This is a genomic window from Polluticoccus soli, from assembly GCF_029269745.1.
In the GTDB taxonomy this organism is placed as follows: domain Bacteria; phylum Bacteroidota; class Bacteroidia; order Chitinophagales; family Chitinophagaceae; genus Polluticoccus; species Polluticoccus soli.
This window is the reverse complement of record NZ_JARJHT010000001.1, coordinates 497,303-522,417: the sequence shown is the minus strand read 5'-3', so window position 1 is coordinate 522,417 and position 25,115 is coordinate 497,303. Positions and strand designations below refer to the sequence as shown.

The following is a 25,115-nucleotide window of genomic DNA, read 5'->3' as shown; positions in this document are numbered from 1 at the left end:
TATATGTGGTGTCAGGTGTTTTTTTGCCTGACACCACTCAACGTGTAAAAAACCTTCACTGGAATTAATTCAGTCTCGCTTTCAACTCCTGATCCGAATAATAATTCTTATCTAGAAACACACCCTTCACTTCCGACACCGCAGTAATATTCTCCAGCGGATTTTTTGCCAGCAGAATGCAGTTAGCACATTTGCCTTTTTCAACCGTTCCCCATTCTTTTTCAGCATGCAGGTATTTTGCAGCAGCAACGGTAGCAGCTTCCAATACTTTGTAATTGCTAAGCCCCGCGTCTTTAAACGCCTTCATTTCTTCCACTACCCCAAACCCCGGTACTGCAAATAATTCCGGATCAGCACCAATCAACAAGCCCATGCCGCGGTCCGACATTTCTTTCACCATTTTACGTTTTTTCTCTATTGCTATAGCCTGTTCCTTCCTCGTTTTTTCGATGGCGTCAGTGCCGCGCTTTTTTACATCAGCTGCAAAACCATCTATCCATTTCTGCTTTACCGAATCTGGTATGTATTGCATGCCTGCCCGCTGCAATAGTTGTTCTTCAGGGATCTGCCTGGATACCACCTGGTAATAATCGAAGGTCGGACAGTGGTAAGCATTATTCTTTTCAGCAAGAGCGATATATCTGTTGTAATGGTACTTGCTACTATCATACGCTTCCAGCTGCCAGGCAAGATGCTCTAGTGAGTTATAGCCGCTGTTCAATACAGTTTCATAGTTCACATTCCACAGCATATGTCCGCATACGGGCATCTCGTATTTTTTCGCCGCCTTCATTATTTCCTTAAACGAATTGCTGTCGTTGATGGCGAGCAGTTTCAGATGATCGAAGCCGCTTTTTTTGTAGCCGCTTACCAGGCTATTTGCATAGTCGCTTGTGATGATTGTATCCCATGGCAGCACAGGTGCGCCCAGGTAAAGTTTGGGTTGGTATGGACGATCGCCTTTGTACTTCAGGTGCCAGTCCTTACCACGCATCGAACGCAAGACAGTAACACCTGCTGCAAGGTTCAGGTCAAAAAAACGCGATACTTCGTCCTCCTTAGGCAGGTGGCAATGCATTTCTGCAAGTCCGGGCATCAGGTATTGCCCGGACGCGTCTACTACCTGTCCCTGTGTGTTTATATCCTTGCCTTTGTCTTTGCCTATGTAGCTGATCTTTCCATTGTCAATACAGACTACCTGGTCGGTCAGTACGGTTTCTTTATTCATCGGCACCACATTCACGTGCCTGATGACGATGTCGGCCTTTTTGAAAGGTTGCGCGGAAGTGAACAAACTAAATGTGCTGCAGAAAAGCGTAAAGAGTTTTTTCATTGTAGATGGTTTGTGTGTCTATTAATTGACCGCCGCGAATGATAAATGTATGGGAAAAGAAATGTTAAAGAAAAACTTCTATATTGTAACTGGCTGATAAACTATGGAAACAACTTGCCTCAACTGTGGTCATCAATACGTTGGTAATTTCTGTTCGAGCTGTGGACAGAAAGCCCGCACGCATCGTGTGACATTTAGCACGATTGCCGACGAGATACCTCATACGGTTTTTCATGTTGACAAAGGCTTTTTCTACACCCTGGCGCGGCTGATGAAACAGCCAGGAAAGGTCATTCGCGAATTCCTGGATGGTAAGCGCATCAGCTATTTCCAGCCGCTTTCATACCTGATCATTCTCAGCACGTTCTGTTCGTTTGTGTCACACATATTTATCACCGAAACGCCGCACCCCAAAGTTCTGTTCCCAAACGTTGCTACTTTCTACTTTAAGCATCCTGCTGTTATGTACAGTTCGCTGATACCATTGATCTCTCTGTGGAGCTGGTCATTCAATCGGCGCGCAGGCTATAACTATTGGGAGCACACTGTATTGAATACTTACCTGGTTTCTCAATTTATAGTGTTGCTGATAGCGTACAAATTGCTGATAGCGGCAACGGATCTGCATACGCAGAAAGTGACTGTTATCCTCGTATTGTTCTTCGCCTATTTCGTGTATGCTTATACGCAGTTTTTTGGTGTACACCGGTCACTGAAAACGCTCCCGGTCCGCTTCCTCATGTTTGCCGGCATCGCACTTACCTTGCTTATGGGACTTACCGTCGCCGGTTTTATGACACCCTGGCTGTATTTCAACTAGCTGAGTTGTTTTACCATCACGATGTTTACGTAGTCATTCTGCTCCATAGGGCAAGGTGCTGGTCCTACAACCCGGTAACCCTGGCGCTCGTAGAACGCAATAGCGCGCGGATTTTGATCCCAGGCCCATAGCCACATTTGTTTTTCGCCTTTTGATCGAACTAGACGCTCGCTTTCTTGTAGTAAACGGTGGCCGATGCCCTGGCTGCCAAACCATTGTAATACATACAGTTTGTTCAATTCTGGCGCCACCAGTTCTCCCAGGGGACATTTTTGATCAAACGCTACTTCTACAACTCCTACCAGGTTACCATCATACTCGGCGACAATGATATTGCCGGGATGCTCACTAACAGCTTGTGAAAGTCGTTCTGTGGAAAATTGCCTGGTTATGAAATTGGCATACTCATCTGACACGCCATCAATGGCATAAGCATGGATATAACACTGTGTGTACAGGACCGAAAGTTTCCGCACATCCGACAAAACGGCGGAGCGGTATGTGACCTCTTTGTCAACTGGTTGGCTATGTGTGGCAGTAGAAGTTTGCATGTGCAAATACTTGTTCAAAGATAATGATTTGCCGCTAGTTTAAGTGTTTGGCAAGCAGTTTGTGACTGGGCAAAATGTCGTATATTTGTTATGGTAAAATGATGCACCGTGAAGCCGAAAATCCATTTCCAAGTCCAGCTGGCCACCATGTCACCGGGGCTGGCGGTGAAAATAACCCTCAAAACGTGCAACAAAAACTAACAAATTGGAACCGGAACGCAATACGGGCGCAGCTTTGGGCGAGTAACAAACCGTCCGGAATGTTACAGTTTTTAAAGCCTCAAAACGCGCTGGAAAAGCTAACAGATTGGGGCTTTGATCCTTTGCTGGCGCGGTTTTCAGCCGGTAACATCTCGATCCGGAGAAATGGATGTTTCGGGTCTGGTTTTGTTACCAAACTGTCGTTTGCCGAAATAAACAGGGTGTTTACCGAAACAAACACTGTGTTTGCCGAAACCCCGGAGTATCAATAGCCTTTACCCGTATATTTGCTCCGTATTATATAAATAGCTAAAACAACACGATGAAACAATTTTTCAAGATGTTTTTCGCCTCTATGCTGGCGATGATCGTAACAGGAGTGATCATGGTAGCACTGGTGATCGGTCTGATCGTTGGGGCAATATCTAAATCTGACTCAGACGAATCCAGGGTCACCGTTGCATCAAACAGCGTGCTGCTCATAGACGTAAATAAAGCCTACCACGAGCAGGGCGAAAAGAACTCGTTTGCGGCATTTAGTGATGAAAACTCGTACCAGGCGGGCCTGTACGACGCGATCAACGCCATTAAACACGCCAAAACCGACGATAGGATCAAAGGCATCTATATCAAGTTGACACCGTCAGGCAACGGTTGGGCTACCATGCAGCAGCTGCGTGCCGCAATTGTCGACTTTAAAACCAGCAAGAAGTTTGTATACGCTTATGGCGAGAACATCTCCCAGGGCGCTTATTACATTGCCTCTGCGGCAGATAGCGTTTACGTAAACCCCGTGGGCGATATCGAGCTGAAAGGTATGACCACTACCATCCCGTTTTTCAAAGGCACGCTGGATAAACTGGAGATCCAACCTGAAATATTCTACGCTGGTAAGTTCAAAAGTGCTACCGAGCCATTCAGGGCTTACGAGATGAGTCCGGAGAACAGACATCAGGTTAGCGAATTCCAGGCTGACTTCTGGAGCGAGTTCCTGCGTGCAGCAGCCGAGCATACGAAAACCGACACGGCTATGATCAACCAGTGGGCAGTCTCAGGTGCGATCCAGTTTCCGCAAGACGCGGAACGTTTAAAACTGGTAGACGGTCTGAGATATTGGGACCAGGTAGAGAAGTTGATCAGGACCAAAGCTGGTACTGAAGAAAAAGAAGAGATCAATTATGTGGATATTGATAACTATGCTGACCACGTGCGTGGCAAAAGAAAGATCAAAGACGAGCGTATAGCAGTGCTGTTTGCAGAAGGTAACATTGTAGACGGTGGCGAAACAGATATGCGTCAAGTGGCTTCTAAAAATATGAGAGAGCAGATACGTAAGATCGCCAAGAACGACAAGGTCAAAGCCGTGGTGCTGCGTGTGAACTCCCCTGGCGGAAGCGCATTGGCTTCTGAAGTGATACTACGCGAACTGGAACTGTTGAAACAAAAGAAACCACTGGTAGTATCGATGGGCGACCTCGCAGCATCAGGTGGGTATTACATCTCTTGCAAAGCCGACAGCATTTTTGCTATGTCGAATACTATTACCGGTAGCATCGGTGTATTTGGTATGATGTTCAACGTAGAAAACATGCTGAAGAATAAGCTGGGTGTAACATTTGATGAAGTGAAGAACGCACCTTATGCAGATTTTCCAACTGCTACCCGTCCGCTGACAGCTGACGAAGCCGCTCGTATGCAGCGTTCGATAGATAATGTATACACCGTCTTCAAAAGCAGGGTAGCGCAGGGCCGCAAGATGACCATAGCCGACGTGGATAGCATAGCCCAGGGACGTGTATGGACAGGTAGTGATGCGTTGCGAATAGGCCTGGTGGATGCCATCGGCGGCCTGGATAGGGCTATCGCGAGCGCGGCTAAGCTGGCTAAGATCGACGATTACCAGGTGACTACTTATCCGGAACCGGTTGACAGGTTTGAAGCCGTGATGCGCAGGTTCAAGGGTTCATCGGTTTCGGCAGAGGTACTAAAGGCCGCAATGGAAGAAGAAATGGGTTCAGATTATCAATACTATAAGCAGGTAAAGGCGCTTCGTAGCATGCAAGGCAAGGCACTGATGGCTATGCCGTACTCTTTAACAGTAAAATAGATACGTAGTATAGCCCGTTCGTAGTACCTTTAAGGTGATTTATCATAGAGAAAGACTAAGTTGAAAAAAGAAAGCATTTCGGTATTTGACATATTTAAGATAGGGGTAGGACCGAGCAGTTCGCACACCCTTGGTCCATGGCGTGCTGCCAGGCGTTTTGTGGAAACTATACGTACGCACGGCATCGACAACGTGAGGTCGGTTAGGGTGTTGCTATACGGTTCTCTGGCTAAGACAGGTAAGGGGCACGGCACAGACGTTGCTGTGATCCTTGGTCTTTGCGATGAAGACCCGGTGACGTTCGACGTGAACCAGATCACCCCGCGAATGAATCAGATAGCAAACCTGAAGAAAATGCTGCTCGGCAAGGAGAAAGAGATAGCTTTTGATCCCGCTGTTGATGTGGTGTTCCTGATGGATGAAAGTCTGCCGCTGCACCCGAATGCTGTAACCTTTCTTTGCTCTTTCAACAATGGTAATGAGATCGCTGAAACCTTTTATTCAATAGGTGGGGGCTTCGTGATCAAAGAAGGAGAGGATACGTCCATCAGCGACCAGGTAGACTTGCCATTCCCGATCGAACGCTCTGATGAATTGCTTCACTGGTGCCGCAAAACAGGTTTGAGCATCTCTGAAGTAGTTATGGAAAATGAACACTCCTGGAGAGATGAAGCAGAAACAAGGGCGGGAGTTATGAAGATATGGGAGGTAATGCGAGACTGCATTTACCGTGGTACACATATCACAGGACAGCTTCCGGGTGGATTGAATGTTACTCGTCGTGCTGCAGCTTTGAACAAGAAATTGCTGAAGGATAAACCATACAATAATTACGAAGAATGGCTGGCTGCTATACGTAGCGGTGGTCAGCATTTTCAATATACGCTCGATTGGGTAAGCTGTTTCGCATTGGCCGTAAACGAAGAGAATGCTTCGTTCAGCAGGGTGGTGACAGCACCAACTAATGGTGCAGCTGGCGTAGTGCCTGCTGTGTTGCATTATTACGTTGCTTTCTGCGATGGTCATCACGAAGACAAGATCATCCAATTCCTGCTGACAGCATCTGAGATCGGTAGCATCTTCAAGAAAGGAGCGACACTCTCCGCTGCTATGGGTGGATGCCAGGCAGAGATCGGCGTCTCGTCATCTATGGCTGCCGCCGCATTGACCGAATGTCTTGGTGGTAGCGTACGTCAGTGCCTGATGGCTGCAGAGATAGCTATGGAGCACCATCTTGGTCTTACCTGCGATCCGGTTGCAGGTTTAGTGCAGGTACCATGCATTGAGCGAAACACGATGGGGGCTATCAAGGCCATTACTGCGTCGCAGCTCGCCCTGCAAAGCAATCCTGACAATGCACGCGTATCACTCGATGCGGTGGTCAATACCATGTGGGAGACCGCCCTCGATATGAACCATAAATACAAAGAAACCGCAGAAGGTGGCCTGGCTACCAATATTCCGCAAAGCCTTAGTGAGTGTTAATAGAACAACAGATGAACAATAGCTTCTTATCAAATCTTTTTGGAGAAAAGTACAATGCTGATAACTTCTTCCTTATGGCCGGCCCATGTGTGGTGGAGAATGAAGAAGTGGTGATGAAGACAGCTGAGAGAGTTATTGGGATATGCGACAGGTTGAAGATACCTTATGTCTTTAAAGCATCTTATCGCAAGGCGAACCGTACGCGACTGGATAGCTTTACGGGTATAGGCGATGAGAATGCATTGAAGTTATTGGCTAAAGTCAAATCGACATTCAATGTCCCTATAGTAACAGATATCCACGATGCTTCGGAAGCTGCTATGGCGGCCGAATATGTAGACGTGCTGCAGATACCGGCCTTCCTTTGCAGGCAGACCGATATACTGGTTGCCGCCGCGGCTACAGGTAAAGTTGTGAATGTAAAGAAAGGACAATTCCTCAGCCCGGAAGCAATGCAGTTCGCTGTTGATAAGCTACAGCAAAGTGGCAATAACAATATCGTTCTTACTGACCGGGGTGCCAGCTTCGGTTACCACGACCTGATAGTAGATTATCGCGGCATACCAACGATGAAAACAATGGGAGTGCCGGTTGTCCTAGACTGCACACACTCATTGCAGCAACCTAACCAAACAAGCGGTGTTACCGGTGGTAATCCTGCTATGATCGAGACGATCGCTCGCGCTGGTATAGCAGTCGGGGCCGATGGCTTGTTTATAGAGACACATCCCGATCCATCAGTAGCTAAATCAGATGGCGCTAATATGCTGCGTCTTGATCTTTTTGAGAGTTTGCTGGAAAAGCTCACTAGGCTGAAGCAGGTTGTGAATACACTCTAAGGCAATATATCCCATCCTATGTTTTTATAGGCGGTGCGCCTATACCAACCGGTGTTATTCAGTTGTACGGTGTCTCCATTAAGGAGCGTTGCATAGTGCCTAACAGCTGCTGGTGTTGCTGGCATTCTTCCTATCAATGAAAGGAAGTTACTGTGCCCTTCGTCTGCTAAAGTGTGGAAGTTTATGTAGCGGGCATACTTGTATGTAGGGTTATCAACGCTCTCTCCGAGTTGTCTGTGACCGCTCATTAGGTGCGCGCCTTTCAAGGTTTTGTCTTCTGGATTGTAGTGTATGTACAAGTGTTTTGCGAAGGCGATTTTGCTCAGTAGTTTTACGTGGCCGGTCTGGTTAACGCAAGGTGCATTCATGATAAGATTATCGACCCAGACAGCATCATTAAGCATAGATAGTTTGCTGTTGGCTGCCATGCCAGTCAGCACATTGTTGCCCATGCTATGAAAGAAGAGACTAAGCTTGCCAGTGCCTAGTCTGCGATTAAATTTCATTTGTTTGATCTCGGCAAACACGGGCAAGAAATCCTTATAGGCAATCCTTGCATTACCGATAGCAAAGAAGTAATTGCCCAATCCGCTCTTGGTCGTTGTGATGCTAGGATAGTCGAGCATGATCACGTTGACGCCATACTGGGCGGCAAGTGTCAAACCTCGGTAAATGTCTGTAGTAAATAGTTTACCCATGCCTTCTGTGTAAACAACCCAGTTGCGATTTGACTCAGGCATTAACTGTATCGCTTCACTCAGAGATCTTACTTGAAGTACATGCCATTTGCCATTGTGCGCATATACATAATAGTACCGTAGTTGTTTACCGTCGCGCTCTTCGCTCATGAAGCGCAGTTTGTCGTTTTGCGTGGCACGGTTGCTAACTACTACGATAACAGTATCCGGTTTGGTATATGGGGCTTCAAGTTTTGTCTCGAGCTTTAATTTGTTCCAGAACTCAGGTGTATTAAAATAATCACCCTGTCCATGTGCAGACAGGGTGATCATAATAGTCAGTGCTAGTAATAATCTTCTCATGTTCATGTACTACTTCAGGTGCTGATCGAAGTAGTCGGTTACTTTCTGCATCAGGTGTACACGGTCCTTTCCTCGTACGTTGTGCTCGTAGCCAGGGTAGACGAAGTAATCAACCTGTACGCCATTGTCTACAGCACTTTTTAGGAACTTTATAGAATGCTGCCAAACTACAGTAGCATCATCGGTACCATGTATCAGGAGTAAGTTGCCGTTCAGGTTCTTTACCTTGTCGAACAGTGCTGTGTTTTTATAGCCCAGAGGATTCTCCAGCGGAGTGTCCATGTAACGTTCTGTGTACATCACTTCATACATGCTCCAATCCATCACAGGACCGCCGGCTACGGCAGCTTTAAACACACCAGGGTGCTGCAACATCAGTGATGTGGTCATGAACCCACCGAAGCTCCAGCCGTGTACACCCATACGTTTGCTATCAACATAAGGCAGTGATTTTAAATACTCGACGCCCTTCAGTTGGTCGTTCATTTCTTTAACACCAAGATTGCGATGTATTGCCTGCTCAAAAGCAGCGCCGCGGTTGGCGCTACCACGTCCGTCCATTGTGAACACTACATAGCCATGTTGCGCCATGTATTCATACCAAAGATTGCCGCTGGCAGGGAAAGAATTCTTGATCAACTGTACATGTGGGCCATTATACAGATAAACTACTACCGGGTATTTCCTGTTCTCGTTGAAATTGGTAGGCAGTATCAGCTTGCCATATAATGGTGTACCGTCATCTGCTTTCAGTTCTACGTTTTTGATTTGCGGCCTATCGTAATCCGCGAGTGTGTTGGGCGCATCGATGATCAGCTTTTCGAGACTGCCATTGGTAGAACGGATTAGCGTGCGTTTAGCGGCGGTACTGTTGCTATATACGTCCAGTATCATTTTGCCGCTTTCGTTTGGCACAATAGTATGCGTGCCCGCATCGCGTGTGAGCCTCGATATATTGCCAGTATTCCAGTTCACTGCATAGCCATGTTTTTCCAGCGGAGATTCTTTCGAAGCCGTGATCAATACCAGGTTCTCATCCTTGTTAAAGCCAACGATCTCATTTACGATCCATTTGCCTTTAGTAAGCTGGCGCACCAGTCTACCATTGGTAGTGTATAAGTAAAGGTGCATGTAACCATCACGCTGGCTCCAGTAGATGAATCGGTCGTCGCTACCAGGCAGGAATGACAATGGATTCTGAGGCTCTACATATTCTTTATCTGTTTCTTCAAACAAGGTCTTTGTACGTTGACCTGATTGTATGTCATACTCATTCATCCACAGGTGATCCTGTCCACGGTTGAGAATGCCGACGTACATGTACTTCTCATTGGGGTTCCAGGTTACACTTGTCAGATAATGATCTTTTTCTCCATCAGTTTTAAGGGTAACTGTTTTACCAGTGGTTACGTTATAGACATTAAGGGTTACCTGGTGTGATGTACCGCCAGCCATCGGATATTTTACGTTCTTAACTGTAGCCGGTGTTTCCAGCCAGTTGATAACGGGGTAGTCTGCAACCATTGTTTGATCCATGCGATAGTATGCAACATAGTTTCCGTCCGGAGAGAAGAAGATGCCTTCCTCAATGCCGAATTCGTTACGGTGTACCGCCTGCCCATTCACGATGTCTTTATTTGTATCGTTGGTGAGCTGGATGGTTTTCTTGTCTTTCGTAAATAGCCAGAGATTATTGTCGATCGTGTAGGCGATGTTCCTGCTTTTGTCAACTTTGATGTTTTCTGCTTTCTCTGGAAGCGTTACCCAATTGATCCACTGAAAGCCAGTTGCAGTTTTAGTTCCCAGCTTTATTTCATTTCCATCAATAAAGTAAACCATTCCTTCGCTCAGCCATTGAAAAGTTGGTTGGGCTTTCAACTTGTCCTTGCCATATACATCGCGGTTCAATGTCTTTAGGTCGAACAAAGTGTCTTTTTTGCCTGACTTTAAGCTTTCAGATGTCCAGCCTTCATAGCTTCCGTCTTTTACTGCATAATACAACTTCGTTGTTCCTGGTTCCCAGCTTGGTTGACGCAGACCTTTTGGTGCTAGCGTTGTTGCCATCCCGTTGGTGGCCTCGGTTATTGTGAACTGCTTTTTTTGTGCGGCTATGGGCAGCGATAGTAATAAGACAGGGAGAAGTATTTGAGTTGTCTTGAATGTGGACATTGTATATGTGTTAGCTGAACGAAAGTTATCAGTTGTTTGTCGTTAGACGTTCACCCTTTTCGGGCTAGTTTACCTGTTCTTATTTATTCCCAATACATCCTGCATGGTAAATATGCCTTTCTTACCTGCTACAAATTCTGCGGCAAGTACTGCGCCCAGTGCAAAACCTTCACGATTATGCGCGGTGTGGATGATCTCGATATCATCGATGCGGGAACTGTATTTTACATTGTGTGTACCCGGCACGCCTTCAATGCGGTGTGCAATAACGGGGAAATCGTCAGCTGACTCAGCCTTCTCTTTTACCCAGTGTCTTTTGCGATCCAGGTTATCAAGAACCTGCTCAGCTAATGTTATAGCGGTGCCTGATGGAGCATCCTTCTTCTGTGTATGGTGGGTTTCCTCGATGCTTACTTCATAATCCGGCTGATCATTCATCAGCGAAGCCAACAACTTGTTTACCTCAAAGAATATATTGACACCTACGCTAAAGTTAGACGCCTGCAGGAAAGCTGTATTCTTGTTCAGGGCTTTCGCTTTTGCTGCGTCCAGGCCCTCGTTCCAACCCGTGCTGCCGCAGATCACAGGTGTGCCGGTGTTCAGCACATGCAGCACATTTTCTCTTGCCGATTCAGGGTTAGTGAACTCGATGGCCACGTCTGCATTTTGCAGGTTCTCCGGCGTCATTTCATGACGATTACCGCTACGGATGCGTAACACGATCTCATGTCCGCGTTTGGTGGCTATTTCTTCAATAGCGTGTCCCATTTTTCCGTAGCCGATCAATGCTATTTTCATATTAATGTAATATCAGTGAGAGAATGGTGAAGAAGGCAAATACGATGCTGGCAATGCCATTTGTATTGGCAAAGGCCATGTTGACCTTGCTGAGGTCGTTGGGTTTCACCAGCATATGCTGATAGATGAGCAGTCCAATATAGAAAGCGGTTCCGACCCAATATAGTATTCCGAAATCTCCTTTTAGCCCCGCAGCAATGATGAACATTGCTGACGACGCGTGTAACAGGTTTGAGACCATTAACGCCTTGCTTACACCCAGTGCTGCAGGTATAGAGTGGAGTTTCTGGCTGCGGTCAAACTGTTCGTCCTGCAGGGCATAAATTATATCAAAACCTGCCACCCACGTGAGCACCGCAAACGAGAACAAGACCGGCAGCCAGGCGAAATAACCTGTTACGGCAAGGAAGGCACCTAGTGGCGACAATGAAAGACCAATGCCCAGTACTATATGGCAAAGTGCAGTGATTCGTTTAGTATAACTGTAGAACAGGATCACGAACAGCGCCACAATTGACAAATAAAATACCGTGTCGTTGATAAGCAGGGTAGTAAGTATGAACAGAGCCGAGTTGATGATGGTAAACAACAACGCATGTTCGGGCTTGATGATACCGGCTGGTATTTCGCGCTGTGCGGTACGCGGGTTAAGCGCATCGAATTTGCGGTCGAGGTAGCGGTTGAAAGCCATCGCCGCTGTGCGGGCAAATACCATGCAGAACAGCATCTTGATGAACAAGTGCCATTCAAACGGTTCATTATAGTAAACCACTGCCAGCGTGAAGCCGATTAATGCAAATGGTAGTGCAAATACCGTGTGGCTGAACTTGATCAGCGAAAGGTATTCTTTTACTTTTTGACCGAAACTCACTTGTGCTGTACTCATTTTTCTTTTACATCTACGTCAAAACCGATGGACATCGCTTCTTCTTGTGCATTTGAATAAATGAGCACATTTTTTTTCTGGTGGCCGGGACGGTTCTTACTGTTAAATTCTACTACAACTTCACTTTCCGCTCCCGGAGCAATTGGTTCTTTAGGATAAGAAGGCACAGTGCAACCACACGATGCAACTGCGTTCGATATCAGCAGTGGGTGCTCGCCAGTATTTTTGAATTTGTAAGCGTGTTTCACTACTTCACCTTCTGTAATGGTGCCGAAGTTGTGTTTGGTGTCTACGAAGCTGATTGTTGTTTTAGGCATCGCTTTGCGCTGCGCGTCTTTCTTCTGCTGCTCATCCGGAGTGCCATTCGTCATTTGTCCGGTGCCACCGTTGCCAATACTATATTTATTAAACAAGGCAGTGTTACTTACACCGCTCAGCTCCACCAGTGCTATTACGAATACCGATAACGTGAGAACTGTAAGCAGTATGGTCTTTAATTGTGCGTTCATATGTTGTAAAGGATAAAAATTGTTGTCGTTTTGATGTCTTTTTTAATGGTGACAACGAGTTCGCTATGCTTTGTTGTTGTCGTTTTTAGCTGTTTTGTTCCCAAACCTGCGAAAGGTTTACTAGCATCTCTACCGATTTCTCCATGTCCTGCACGCTAACGTACTCCTGTTTGCTGTGTATGCCCATTTCGCCAGTGAACAGGTTGGGGCAGGGTAGGCCCATGAATGAAAGGCGTGACCCATCGGTACCGCCGCGTATGCTCATACGCTCCACGGTCATGCCGGCGCGTTTGTAGGCTTCTTCCGCATAGTCCATCACTTGTGGCTGTTTATCCAACACCTCTTTCATGTTGCGGTATTGTTCTTTGATGATGAACTCAGTGTTCATGCCCGGAAATTCCGTTACCGTTTCATTTACCAGTGCGCGCAGTCGCTCTTCATGCTGTGCCAGTTTAGCTGTTTCAAAATCGCGGATGATGAACTGAACGCTGGCTTTTTCGATCGCGCCTTCTATATGTACAGGGTGTACGAATCCTTCCATACCGTCGGTGGTTTCAGGGCTCCATTCGTTGCGGGGCAACTTGTTTACAAAAGCGGCGGCTGCTTTAATAGCACTCACCATTTTGCCTTTTGCATAGCCGGGGTGTGCACTTACGCCGTTGAACACAACGGTAACGCTATCAGCCGAAAAGGTCTCGCCTTCCAGGTGGCCGCGTTCGCCGCCATCCAGCGTATAGCCGAATTGTGCGCCCAGCCTTTGCATATCTACTTTGTTCACGCCACGGCCTACTTCCTCGTCGGGCGTGAACAAGATGCGGATCTTGCCGTGAGGTATTTCAGGATGTTGGATGAGGTAGTTTGCGAGGTCCATAATGATAGCAACACCAGCCTTATCGTCGGCTCCCAGAAGGGTAAGGCCCGAAGCGGTGATGATATCGTCACCAATACGCTGTTCCAGGTAAGGATGGTTCTTCTTGCTGATGACCACTGTCGGATCGTCGGGCAGAACGATGTCTTTACCATCCCAGCTCATATGCAGAATGGGTTTTACCCCTGTCCCGCTGGCATCGGGTGCTGTATCAACGTGCGAGCAATAGCATAGGACCGGCACATTCTTCTGGCTGGTAGCCGGAATGGTGGCGTATACATAGCCATGCTCATCCAGTTCAGCGTCTGCAATACCGATGGCTTTCAGTTCTTGCACCAGTATGCGGCTCAGGTCTTTCTGCTTTTCGGTGGAAGGTTGTGACGGCGAGGCCGGGTCGCTTTGCGTATCTACTTGTACGTAGCGCATAAAGCGGTCGGCGACAGTATGTTGGTAGTTAGCTATGCCCATATGTTGAGTTGAGGGCTCAAATTTAGTCATTCAGGCCATAGGTTAAAAGGTAAAAGGGGATAAATGGCGATTGTCTATATATGTTGTTTGTTTTTGTTGATTTTTTGGGGAGAACACCTTCAAAGTTGGCCATTTTTGTTGCCGTTTGTTGTCGTTTTGGGGAGCTTATCAGAAAGTTCTTCGTTTTGTTCCCACTGACGTTTACCGTCGTGGCAATTTGTGCATGAGGTCTACTTTATTCATTTTGATAGAGTTTTATTATAGCAAATATACGAAATAATATGTACATTTGTGTCAAATTGAGCCGGGATGTTATGTCAAAATTGCTTCCGGAATGCTTTAATTAAATACGCTTTGTTGGTTTTGCCAGGCATGCTGAATTCAGTAGTTGCCAAGAGCCAGATCTCAGGGGCGGCAGATACATTCAGCGCGGAAGCTAAAAAGGTCGAAAAGAAGCCGTTGATAGAGTTCCTCAGGCACATAGAAGTGTATTATGGATATGATTTTAACCAGCCACCCAATAACACAAGGCCGCCGTTCGTGTATTCTCACAACCGGCACAATGAAGTGAACATTAACCTGGCCTATATAAAGGGAAGTTATTCGGCAGAACGTGTTCGGGCTACTCTTGCGATAGCGGCGGGTACTTATGTTAATGCCAACTATGCCGCTGAGCCCGGGGTATTGAAAAGCCTCAATGAGGCAAATGTTGGCGTTAAGCTTTCGGGAAAAAAAGGGCTGTGGTTGGACGCGGGGATAATGGTGTCACATATTGGCTTCGAAAGTGCTTACTCGCCTGCCTGCTGGACACTTACCCGAAGTATAATGGCTGATAACTCACCTTATTATGAAACGGGTGCAAAGCTGGGTTATACCAGCGATAATGGGCAGTGGTATATGGCTGCACTTGTACTGAATGGTTGGCAACGCATTCAGAGAGTGCCGACTAGTTCGTGGCCGAGCGGAGGTACACAACTTACTTATACGCCATCTGACAGGGTGACGCTCAATTACAGCACATATATAGGTGACGATAAGCCGGACAGTCTTTCTGCGCTAAGAATATTCCACGACCTGTATGGAACATTTAATCTGACGGACAAATTTGGGTTGACTAGCGGGATAGATTTCGGGATGCAGGAACGGCTGAAACAAAACGGCTGGAGCAATTGGCTAGGGGCTGCAATTATTGCACGGTACAAATTTTCGAAAAAAACTGCATTGGCGGCCAGGGGAGAATACTACCTGGACCGCGATGGCGTAATCATACCAACAACGACATCCGATGGGTTTAATACTATGGGGGCGTCAATTAATTTCGACTACTACATTATGAAAGTAGTTTTATGGCGTGTAGAGATCAAAATGTACGATAGCGAAGACGCTGTGTTTTCTAAAGAAGGTAAAGAGTTGATCCATACTAATGCAGCGGCTACTACATCGCTTTCTATCAGTTTCTAAATGAGTGTACAGGTTGTTAAAAAAATAAACCCCGCCGTCCGACGAGGTCTATTATACTCCCTGCAGCCATTAGTCTACACCATTCCAGCCCAGAGCCTCCGTATTTTCCTTTTCGACAGCGGGGAAATTGCCTGCTTTTCTTATTAACGAAATAAACTCTGTACGGTAACCTTCTTTGTCTTTGCCGCGGCTGCTTTCTGCCAGTCTCAGCGCCGCATCGTAAGTGGATGCGCCTTTGTACTTGGAATCCTTCAACAACATACCGAACATGGCTACAGATGAGGCAAGCCGGATATTGTCGGTAGATAACATGAGGTGTTTGGTGCTGTTAGTTATGGTATGCACCATTTCCTGGCTTGTATTTGCATTGGGCCTTTTGTAGCGGAATTTGATCGTAGCCAATTCACCGGAGTGATTTACAATGCTGCCGTTTTGGTATTTCAACGGATCTACATCGCGACCGAATTTGCTGTCCACACCAACAGGTATGATCTCGTACATAATAGTGACAGTATGACCAGAGCCCATATCGCCCGCATCTTTTTTATCGTCTTTAAAATCTTCTTCGTTCAATATTCGGTTCTCATAACCAACCAGCCTGTATGATTTTACTAACGCAGGGTTGAATTCGATCTGTGCCTTCACGTCTTTGGCTATAGTGAAGATAGTGCCGCCAAATTCTTTCACCAGCGTTTTTTCTGCTTCTTTTACATTGTCGATATAGGCATAGTTGCCATTGCCTTTGTCAGCCAGTACCTCCATTTTGGAGTCTTTATAATTGCCCATCCCGAAACCAAGACAAGTCAGGTAGATACCCTTGTCGCGCTCTTTGGTAATCAGGTCTTCGAGCTCGTTCTCATTGCTAACGCCGACATTGAAATCGCCATCGGTTGCCAGCACTACACGGTTGTTGCCACCACGCATAAAGTTTTCAGCAGCTGTTTTGTACGCCAGCCTGATGCCGGCACCACCTGCTGTAGAGCCACCAGCCTGCAAAGCATCCAGCGCAGCGAAAATGGTTTCTTTGTTGCTGCCTGGAGTAGGAGGGAGCACCAGCCCTGCTGCGCCTGCATACACTACTATCGACAGCCTGTCCTCAGCACGCAGTTTACCTGCCAGCATCTTCAGCGCTTGTTTTACCAGCGGCAGTTTGTTGGCCTCGTTCATAGAGCCTGAAACATCTATAAGGAAGGTGATGTTGGACGGTGGCAGTTTTTCTGTGCTTATGGTTTTTGCCTGCATGCCTATATGCAACAGCTTATGTCCTTTCTGCCAGGGACAGTCTATCATTTCCGTAGTGATAGCAATTGGGTCATAGCCTTTTGGCTGGGGGTATTCGTAGTCGAAATAGTTGATCATTTCTTCCACGCGCACAGCATCAGCTGGAGGCTTTTGTCCTTCATTCAGGAAGCGGCGGATGTTGCTGTACGATGCCCGATCGACATCGACTGACAAGGTGGAGAGAGGATTGGCTTTTACTGATTTGAAATCGTTCTCTGGATCTTTTTTATAACTCTCGTTGCTGGGGTTGTAATATACTGGAGGTGTGTACTTGTATTTGGCCTGGGGGGCAGGGTAAACTCCAGCCATTGTGGACCTTATGCCATCTGTAGCACGTGTGGGCATTTTTTCAATTTCTTCCGAACTTTTGGTTTGCCTGCCATCACCGTATGGGTCTATGTGCGGTGTCTTGTATTGTAGCACAACAATTTCATTGAGTTGTTTAGCATCAAGCTGCATAGCTACATTGACCGTGGTGTGTTTGCCTGATCCAACTATCACATTTTCAGTAATGCTGGTTTTGTAACCGCCGTATTTTACCTGCACTTTGTACCTGCCCGGTGGTAAAGGCTTGATAACGTAAGTACCGCTTTCATCTGTTGTTGCTCCTCCCTTGGTCTGTTTGCCTTGCAATACGGTGACTATTGCAGCGATCATTGGTTCTTTCTTCTCATCCACAACTGTACCTGTAATTGCTCCGCTCTGTGCAGACGCCACGAAGGCCATGCACAGCATCATTAGAAAACTGAAGACCTGTTTCATAAGAATGTCTTTTGTTGGTTTGTGTTCGGTTGTCTCTAATGGGATGCGCGCAGATTTTATTTTCCATAAGCAAACGACGAAAAATTATTTTGTCTATGCGTATTTGACAACGTGATGACATAAAAAAAGATCCTCCCGCGAACGGGAGGATCTTGAATTGTCTATCTGTTAATTAAGGACTACCAAACTTTTGCACGCAGGCTGTCAGGACGATACATTTTATCGCCAGGCTGTACGTTGAATGCCTGATAGAATTCAGGCATATTGCTCAGCGGACCGTTGCAACGCCACAGGTTAGGCGAGTGAGGGTCTGTCATGACACGGTTAGCCATTTCTTCATCCCTTGTATTAGCGCGCCATACTTGTGCCCAGCTCAGGAAGAAACGTTGGTCAGGTGTGAAGCCATCGATCTTCTCTGTGCTCTTACCTTGTTCTGTCTTCTTGAATGCTTCATAAGCAATAGCAAGACCACCAAGGTCAGCCAGGTTTTCGCCCAGTGTCAGGTTGCCGTTCACATGTGTGCTGTCCAGTACAGTATAGCTGTCAAACTGACTTATAACCACGCCCGCTTTTTGAGTGAACTTTGCAGCATCTTCAGGTGTCCACCAATCGTGAAGGTTTCCATCTGCATCATACTGGCGACCTTGATCATCGAAGCCGTGTGTGACCTCGTGGCCGATCACAGCACCGATACCGCCGTAGTTCACAGCATCATCAGCATCCATGTCGAAGAACGGATATTGCAGGATACCTGCAGGGAATACGATCTCGTTGAAAGCAGGATTGTAATACGCATTCACTGTTGGTGGCGTCATTTGCCATTCTGTTTTATCAACAGGTTTGCCCAGTTTGTTGATCATGTAGTCGTACTCGAATGCTGAAGCAGCTATGATGTTTTTAACATAGTTGTCACCAACGATGGTCAGCTTGCTGTAATCTTTCCATTTGTCAGGATAGCCGATCTTCTTGATGAATGTATTCAGCTTGCCCAGCGCTTTCTGTTTAGTGGTCTCAGACATCCAGTCAAGACGTTTGATGCGCTCGCCATAGGTAGTCAGCAGGTTATTCACCAGTGCCAGCATGCGCTCTTTCGCTTCTGGTTTGAAGTTCTTGTCAACATACATTTGGCCCAACAGCTCGCCTACAGAACCGTCCGCAACATTCAATACGCGTTTCCACCTTGGCTTTTGTTCTTGCTGACCGCGAACGGTTTTGCCATAGAAATCGAAATGCGTGTTGTCGAAATTGCTCGACAGGTAAGGCGACATATCGTTTACCGCATGGAAAGAAAGGTATTTCTTCCATACTGGTACCGGAGTTGCCTTCAGTTGTTTTGCAACCTCTTTGAAGAAAGCAGGCATACCTACTATAACAGAATCCTGGCCGCTTATTTTCAGGTTGGTTGCCATTGCCTTCCAGTCGATACCTGGAGTTTGCTGGCTGATACCATCAAGGCTGAATTTGTTATACAGCTTGTATGGGTCGCGCATTTCAACGCGTGTCATAGAAGCGCCGGCCAATGCTGTTTCCAGTTTGTAGATGTCGGCAGCGTCTTTTTGAGCTGTTGTGCTGTCTTCACCCATCAGTCCCAGCATTTTCACCAGGTACACTTTATACGCCTCGCGGATCTTTGCTGTGCGTTCGTCTGTTTTGAAGTAGTAATCACGGTCAGGCATACCCAGGCCACCCTGATAGAACTGTGTGATGTTTTTCGTTACGTTCTTATCGTCTGGTGCTACGTAGACACCGAAGAGCTGGCCAATACCTTGTGTATGTTCCAGTGCCACTTCATTCAAAATGCCATTGGCATCCTGGATGGCATTGATACGGCTCAACACCTCGTTCATCGGAGTGATACCCGCTTTATCAATAGCAGCACTATCCATACCGGTACGGTAGATATCGCCTACTTTTTGCGTGGCGCTACCTGCTTTCGCGTTTTTGTCACCAGCGGCGCCTTCCAGCAGTTCGTGCAGGGCTTTGTAGTTGCCTTCCTGCAATTCGTTGAAGCTACCCCAACGGGTTTCTGAACCCGGGATAGGGTTTTTGCTCAACCATGCGCCGTTCGCATATAGAAAGAAGTTGTCGCCGGGGCGCACGGTAGTGTCCATGTTTGCCGGGTCGAGCAGCTTGCGATCCGTTTTAGTTGTTTTGGTTTTTTGCTCACAAGAGGCCAATGCTAGAATGGCCGCGCCTGCAACAAATGTGTGTTTAAGATTCATCCTGTTGTTTTTACGGGAAACAAATATACAATTAAAGCCATGCGGTGCAACGGCACGCATAGGGGGATAATACGGGTGAAAAATGATTAGGCTATCTGGCGCCAGTCCCTTCTTACGTGCTTTACCTCTATGATACCTTGAAACAGGTATACTTTTTTGGTAGTAAGGCAACGGCAACGGCACCGTGTGCGCAACTGGTCAAGCTTTTCAAAAACGCGACCATCGGCCTCGAACCATTGGCCAATTTCCAGGTCGTCTACCAGCTTGTGGTTGGGTTTGCGTTCGTCATACTGGTACAGCGCTTTAAAAAGACGGGCATCGCTGCAGGTGCTTGCGGCAGGGTTGTGCATATAGGCTACAAGTGCAGCCTCTACGTTTCGCGGAAATACGTTTTTGCCGACATATGGGAACAGCACATGGCGGAACTGGGTTTTCCACTCGGTGCCATGAGGGGCTACTGAATTCTTGAAATGGTTATATGTGAGCAAATGCGCCAGCTCGTGCAGCAGGGTAATAAGGAAGCTGTAGGGGTTAAGGTTGATATTGACACTGATCTGGTGATAAGGAAAATCCTTGGTGGGGTGGCGGTAGTCGCCCAGCACACTCTTGCGTTCGTGCGTTAGTGTAAGGTGTATGGTGTGTTTTTGGAAGTATGGAGCCACCATCTCGAAAGTGTGAGGTGGTAGAAAATTTTCTAATAATTGGAGCGATGTCTGCTGCTTTTTCATATCATTTACCTCTTGCCATCCTGGACAATTGCCAGGTTTCTGCTATAGAATAAACTGCGTATATACCGAATAAAATGAATAACGATGGTTTGTGCACATTGGGTTTGTTGACGAGGGCATAAGTAAGTATCGCAACGATGCATACAAACAACTTCAGGAAAGTAGACGAGTATACACCGCGCACAAAAGCTTCGGGACGTTGACTGATCTGCGCCGTTACCAATACGTATGAAACGATGGCCAGAACCGCCATGATAATGTTGCCACCCATGAGCGCGCCAAATGCATATTGAGGCGCGGCAGCCTTAAGCCAGAAGAAAATGGCACTCAGGATAACGAACAATAATACAATGATCAGTATAAAACGGTTTTTCATTTTTTGGGTTTGTTGAAGGCTTTAACAAGCTGCCACAGCGATACCCCCAACGCTACCAGCGGAAAGGTTATCAGGCACACCGGAAATTTCCAGCCTATCCATTCATCTACTTTTAGGCCCAGCCACACAGCAACAATCAGCAACACCATCCATTGCGTTCCAAGGCTGATATAGCGCATCGTCGTTCTGTATTTGTCTGCGTCGCTCATTTTGTTTTTGTTTGAGTTGCACAAAGCTGGTTATTACAGCTTACATAAAGTAGCTGTACCTGGTTGTGACAGGGCGATAAAATTTAATGGATAAGTTGTGTGTAATGGCAGTATCAGGCCGCAATTTAAGGGTTTACCGTAGAGAAAAAACAAATGGCTGATAAGAAATTTACTTATTGTTAAATTCATCAATCCGAGATGTTTATGAGGGGTATACTTATACCTTTTTTAGCTATTTTTGGTAAGTTGCCGGGCAATCCGTTTGCCGGGCAATATTTTGCCTTATAACGCAGTTATATCATCATTAAGATACCGGTTTTGAATTTTCGTTTTGTATTAGTTTGTTTTTTAATCTGTCTGTCTGTCTTATCCGGAAGCATTTCGGCCTATGCCCAAAAGATAAATACGGATAGCCTTACCCGTGCCCGTCAACGTGTGCTCGATTCTACCCGTGTAGCACAGAAGCAGCGTATGGATAGTACCCGTGCGGCTCGCCAGCATTTCACGGATAGCATCAAAGTCGTTCGGGAGCGCAGGACAGATAGCCTGGAGCGCCTGCGGAAATACCGCGAAAGCAGGAAATACCAGGACAGTGTAGCAAAAGTGAAGCAAAAGAGGCTGGACTCGATACAGGACAGCCGGGCCACGCAGCTGGATGCTCAGCGTGCGGCAAGGCAAAAAGTGACAGACAGCGTCATCGCCTCACGAAAGACGGTGACCGACGCGTTAAAGTCAAAACAGCAAAAGAGAACCGATAGTCTTGCTGCCATCAGGAAATACAGGGAGAGCAAACGCTACCAGGACAGTACAGCTTTGGCACGGGAACAACGATTGGAAACTATAAAGCAGGCCCGAAAGGCTTACAACGATAGCGTGGCCGCTATCAGGAAGGCGCAGGCCGATAGTCTTACCGCTATCAGGACAGCGTCTCTGGACAGCGCCACCGCGGTACGTACTAAGCGGATGGACAGCGTCAAGAACGTGCGAAAGTTAAAAGCAGACAGCCTGGCGAAGATCAAGGAGCGGAGGCAAAAGAACCAGGAGGCGCGACTGAAGGACAAGGAAGAGAAAATGAAGCTTGCGTTTGAGCTGAAGCTGAAGAAAAAACGTGAGGCCTGGAGCAATGAAAAGATGTTGAAGAAACGCTGGAGCTTGCCACGGCAGGTATTCCAGAACACCTATACCCGCTACAATTATTACTTCAACGCGGATAAGAAGATGGACGAAGCGCTGGAAAACATGCAGCGTATGCGAAAGGAGAACTATGATTCCACGCTCGCGTTATTCCCATTTGATCCCGACCGCGACTCATCGGCCCTGGCTGCCGACATGGATAGTATCATCCAAAAATCGTCGGTAGGTATACAGATACATGACCCGCGCACTAAATGGGGGGATGACCTATACCTGTTGCTTGGGCAGGCCTACTACTACAAAGGCAAATACGAAGACGCCAGCACCTCTTTCCGTTATATCGTGTACCTGAGCGAGCAGAATAAGAAAAAGAACCGGAATGCCTCAACCCGTAGCGCTTCCAAGAAAGTGCAACCGCGTACCACAGCCGGAAAACCTGCAACCACCTCGATAGCACAAGCGGACGACCAGGGTATGCTCGACTTCCTCAAGCATCGTTCGGTGCACAATGAGGCATTACTTTGGTTGGCGCGTACTTATACGGAATCCAACCAACCGGGCAATGCAGAATCAGTGCTTGACCTGCTGGAAACAGATCCGAACATGCCGGAGTCTATGAGAGGACGTCTGGCCGTGGAAAAAGCCTACGTGGCGCTGAATCAGAATGATATTAAAGCTGCTACCGAACAGCTGGGGATAGTAGCAAATGATAAGTCGCTGCCAGATTGGCTTCGCCAGCGCGCGGCTTACCTGAATGGGCAACTGTACCAGGAGCGCGGCGATTATTCGGCCTCGGCTATTGCGTTCCAAAAAGTAATTAACCTGCAGCCTAAGATCGATATGGACTTTTATGCACGTAAGAATCTTGCATATAGTCTGATGCTTTCAGGTGGCGACCAGCAGGAAGCAGTCGCATCGCTGAAGCGCGTGCTGAATGATGGTAAATATGTTCCGTACTACGAACAGGTATATTATGTAATGGGGCGCCTGGCTGCTAACAGTGGCAAGCCGGAAGACGCTGTGGTGTACCTGCGCAAGGGCCTGGATGCGCCAAGGTCGACGAAAAAACAAAAAGCACTTTCATACGCTGCTCTTGGTGGTGTTTATTATAATATGCACGATTACGTTGCTTCTAAAAAAGCCTATGACAGTGCCGTAGCCATGGGCGGTGGGGTATACGATAGCTTACTGGTATTAGCTGCACGGCGTGGTATGGCTCTCGGCAATGTGTCAGGCCCGCTTAATACGATCAAGACACAGGATAGCCTTCTGAAGCTAGCTGCGATGAGCGAAAAAGAGCAATATGCTGCTGTGCGCAAATACATTCGCTACCTTGAAAACCAGAAAAACGATAGTGCCTTCAACGCAGAGAATAGAGGTATTAATGCAGCCATGCAAATGGACGCTAATATGGATGCCGGTGGTGGTGGCGGTTTCGGCAACTGGTATTTTGCCAACGCTACGCTCATGCAGCAGGGCTATAATGAGTTTAAGCGTAAATGGGGTGGCCGCCCGCTGGTGGATAACTGGCGTCGTTCAGCGGCGTTGAGCATGGTGAGCAACAAGGGAGATGCAGGTCCGGCGACGGAAGAAGAGGAATCGCCAGACCTGGACGAGAACGGTCTGCCGACGGAGCAGTTTCTTATCGCGGCTATACCTAATGACAAAGGACGGCAGGAGCAAGCGAGGACAAAGATCAGGAGAGCCTATGTAGACCTGGCTGATGCCTATATCAAGCAACTGGAAGATTATCCGCCTGCTATCCAAACGTTGGATACTTTAGATAAAAGATTCCCTGCACACGAGCATAAAGCAGAAGTATTGTACCTGCGTTACCTGGTAGCGTTAAGGCAAAATAAACTTTCGGAGGCACAACAGTACACCAGCCAGATACTCTCGCAATATGGCGATTCGAAATGGGCTAAACTTATACGTCCAACCGAAGACGGCGAAGGCATGCTTGCGAGCACCAATGTACCTGTCGCGTCATTCTACGACGAAACCTACGGTATGTTGTTGCAGCGTCAGTACCCCCAGGTATTACAAAAAGTACGCGAAGGCCAGCGGATGTATACTGATGCCCGTTACCTGAATCGTTTCCGTATTATGGAAGCTATTGCTTCGGTAGGTGTGAATGATTACGACCATGCAGACACCCTGGTTACTGATTTTATTTCTAAGAATCCAACAGATTCATTGCGTGCATGGGCCGACGCTGTGCTGCAGTATATTAAAAGGAATAGGGTAGAGGCTCCTAAGGCTGCCGCCAGCAATCTACAGGCACCGCCCAAGCCAGTACCATCGGCGGCTGATGCCGCAGCAGGTAGTGTACCCGTACAGGCTCCAGTAAACAAGCCTGTTGACCCGGTGGATGTATCATCGCCAGATCGACCCAACATGACCCCGCCAGCTCCTGCAACGCCTCCGGCACCAGTGACACCGCCCGCAACATTCACTTATAATCCGCAGGAGGCGCATTATGTTGTATTTACGTTCAGGAATATGGAGCAACGTGCTATGGGCGTAAAGGCAGCAATAACCGATTTCAATACCTTCAAATTCGGGAAACTGGGGCTTGAGTCCAAATCGGAAATGATCTCCCCCGATCTGGGCATGGTTGTGACCCGTAAATTCCAGAATGCAGGGCAGGCCAAGATATACCTGAACAGCCTGCGCGGCACGGCCCAAGTATTCAGGGAGTACAAAAGCGAGGAATACCAGCTGCTGTTGATCTCGGAAAAAAACTACCTGAAAGTGGCTGCCGATAAAACATTGCAGCCCTATATGCAGTTTTACAGAGCCAATTATAAGTAACAGGGTTACATAGAAATAGTTTATAAGCTGTTGACGAAAGTTGGCAGCTTATTT

Annotated in this window: 20 protein-coding genes; 7 read left to right on the top strand and 13 right to left on the bottom strand. The window is 47.2% G+C overall.

Going from position 1 to position 25,115, the window contains the following annotated elements; genetic code table 11:
- Positions 1–64: 64 nt before the first annotated feature.
- Entirely contained in the window at positions 65–1,333 is a 1,269-nt protein-coding gene (locus tag P2W83_RS02510) for an amidohydrolase family protein (protein WP_276132111.1), read from the bottom strand.
- A 103-nt stretch (positions 1,334–1,436) separates the two neighbouring features.
- Between P2W83_RS02510 and P2W83_RS02505 the strand changes: the two genes are divergently transcribed.
- On the top strand, positions 1,437–2,153 hold the full coding sequence (locus P2W83_RS02505; protein WP_276132110.1) for a DUF3667 domain-containing protein: 717 nt from the start codon (positions 1,437–1,439) through the stop codon (positions 2,151–2,153).
- On the opposite strand, the gene P2W83_RS02500 is transcribed toward P2W83_RS02505, so the two are convergent.
- A complete protein-coding gene (locus P2W83_RS02500; RefSeq protein WP_276132109.1) occupies positions 2,150–2,722 on the bottom strand; it encodes a GNAT family N-acetyltransferase in 573 nt (190 codons plus the stop codon). The genes P2W83_RS02505 and P2W83_RS02500 overlap by 4 nt on opposite strands.
- A 242-nt stretch (positions 2,723–2,964) precedes the next feature.
- On the opposite strand from P2W83_RS02500, the gene P2W83_RS02495 reads away from it, so the two are divergent.
- The 4 genes from P2W83_RS02495 to kdsA are packed head-to-tail and all read left to right on the top strand — an operon-like array spanning position 2,965 to position 7,336.
- Entirely contained in the window at positions 2,965–3,177 is a 213-nt protein-coding gene (locus P2W83_RS02495; protein WP_276132108.1) for a hypothetical protein, read from the top strand.
- Positions 3,178–3,227: 50 nt separating this feature from the next.
- Positions 3,228–5,012 carry a signal peptide peptidase SppA gene (sppA, locus tag P2W83_RS02490; RefSeq protein WP_276132107.1) on the top strand — a complete coding sequence of 595 codons (1,785 nt, stop codon included), beginning with the start codon at positions 3,228–3,230 and terminating at the stop codon, positions 5,010–5,012.
- 60 nt (positions 5,013–5,072) lie between these two features.
- Complete coding sequence (locus P2W83_RS02485) at positions 5,073–6,497, top strand: L-serine ammonia-lyase (RefSeq protein WP_276132106.1); 1,425 nt, start codon at positions 5,073–5,075, stop codon at positions 6,495–6,497.
- Between the two features lie 11 nt (positions 6,498–6,508).
- Entirely contained in the window at positions 6,509–7,336 is an 828-nt protein-coding gene (gene kdsA / locus P2W83_RS02480) for a 3-deoxy-8-phosphooctulonate synthase (protein WP_276132105.1), read from the top strand.
- Here the strand turns inward: kdsA and P2W83_RS02475 are convergent.
- The 6 genes from P2W83_RS02475 to pepT all read right to left on the bottom strand — a co-directional run bounded on the left by P2W83_RS02475 (position 7,333) and on the right by pepT (position 14,104).
- Positions 7,333–8,376 (bottom strand): alpha/beta hydrolase, encoded by a 1,044-nt coding sequence (locus P2W83_RS02475; protein ID WP_276132104.1) that lies wholly within the window; start codon positions 8,374–8,376, stop codon positions 7,333–7,335. The genes kdsA and P2W83_RS02475 overlap by 4 nt on opposite strands.
- Before the next feature lie 9 nt (positions 8,377–8,385).
- Positions 8,386–10,545 (bottom strand): S9 family peptidase, encoded by a 2,160-nt coding sequence (locus P2W83_RS02470; protein ID WP_276132103.1) that lies wholly within the window; start codon positions 10,543–10,545, stop codon positions 8,386–8,388.
- 69 nt (positions 10,546–10,614) lie between these two features.
- The gene (dapB, locus tag P2W83_RS02465) at positions 10,615–11,343 is read right to left on the bottom strand and encodes a 4-hydroxy-tetrahydrodipicolinate reductase (protein WP_276132102.1); all 729 of its coding nucleotides are present in this window, start codon (positions 11,341–11,343) and stop codon (positions 10,615–10,617) included.
- A 1-nt stretch (position 11,344) separates the two neighbouring features.
- A complete protein-coding gene (locus tag P2W83_RS02460) occupies positions 11,345–12,229 on the bottom strand; it encodes a UbiA-like polyprenyltransferase (RefSeq protein WP_276132101.1) in 885 nt (294 codons plus the stop codon).
- A complete protein-coding gene (locus P2W83_RS02455) occupies positions 12,226–12,738 on the bottom strand; it encodes a DUF1573 domain-containing protein (RefSeq protein WP_276132100.1) in 513 nt (170 codons plus the stop codon). The genes P2W83_RS02460 and P2W83_RS02455 overlap by 4 nt, the downstream gene beginning before the upstream one ends.
- Before the next feature lie 85 nt (positions 12,739–12,823).
- Positions 12,824–14,104 (bottom strand): peptidase T, encoded by a 1,281-nt coding sequence (pepT, locus tag P2W83_RS02450; RefSeq protein ID WP_276132099.1) that lies wholly within the window; start codon positions 14,102–14,104, stop codon positions 12,824–12,826.
- A 342-nt stretch (positions 14,105–14,446) separates the two neighbouring features.
- Here pepT and P2W83_RS02445 point away from each other — a divergent pair, with 342 nt between their 5' ends.
- Positions 14,447–15,535, top strand: coding sequence for a porin (locus P2W83_RS02445; protein ID WP_276132098.1), 1,089 nt, complete (start codon positions 14,447–14,449; stop codon positions 15,533–15,535).
- A 69-nt stretch (positions 15,536–15,604) separates the two neighbouring features.
- On the opposite strand, the gene P2W83_RS02440 is transcribed toward P2W83_RS02445, so the two are convergent.
- The 5 genes from P2W83_RS02440 to P2W83_RS02420 all read right to left on the bottom strand — a co-directional run bounded on the left by P2W83_RS02440 (position 15,605) and on the right by P2W83_RS02420 (position 21,113).
- The gene (locus P2W83_RS02440) at positions 15,605–17,578 is read right to left on the bottom strand and encodes a YfbK domain-containing protein (protein ID WP_276132097.1); all 1,974 of its coding nucleotides are present in this window, start codon (positions 17,576–17,578) and stop codon (positions 15,605–15,607) included.
- A gap of 179 nt (positions 17,579–17,757) precedes the next feature.
- Complete coding sequence (locus P2W83_RS02435) at positions 17,758–19,800, bottom strand: M13 family metallopeptidase (protein WP_276132096.1); 2,043 nt, start codon at positions 19,798–19,800, stop codon at positions 17,758–17,760.
- 86 nt (positions 19,801–19,886) lie between these two features.
- Positions 19,887–20,528, bottom strand: coding sequence for a SprT-like domain-containing protein (locus P2W83_RS02430; RefSeq protein WP_276132095.1), 642 nt, complete (start codon positions 20,526–20,528; stop codon positions 19,887–19,889).
- A gap of 1 nt (position 20,529) precedes the next feature.
- Positions 20,530–20,904 carry a hypothetical protein gene (locus tag P2W83_RS02425; RefSeq protein WP_276132094.1) on the bottom strand — a complete coding sequence of 125 codons (375 nt, stop codon included), beginning with the start codon at positions 20,902–20,904 and terminating at the stop codon, positions 20,530–20,532.
- Complete coding sequence (locus P2W83_RS02420; RefSeq protein WP_276132093.1) at positions 20,901–21,113, bottom strand: hypothetical protein; 213 nt, start codon at positions 21,111–21,113, stop codon at positions 20,901–20,903. Before P2W83_RS02420 ends, P2W83_RS02425 begins: the two co-directional genes overlap by 4 nt.
- Positions 21,114–21,548: 435 nt before the next feature.
- Between P2W83_RS02420 and porW the strand changes: the two genes are divergently transcribed.
- Complete coding sequence (gene porW, locus P2W83_RS02415; RefSeq protein WP_276132092.1) at positions 21,549–25,061, top strand: type IX secretion system periplasmic lipoprotein PorW/SprE; 3,513 nt, start codon at positions 21,549–21,551, stop codon at positions 25,059–25,061.
- Positions 25,062–25,115: the final 54 nt, after the last annotated feature.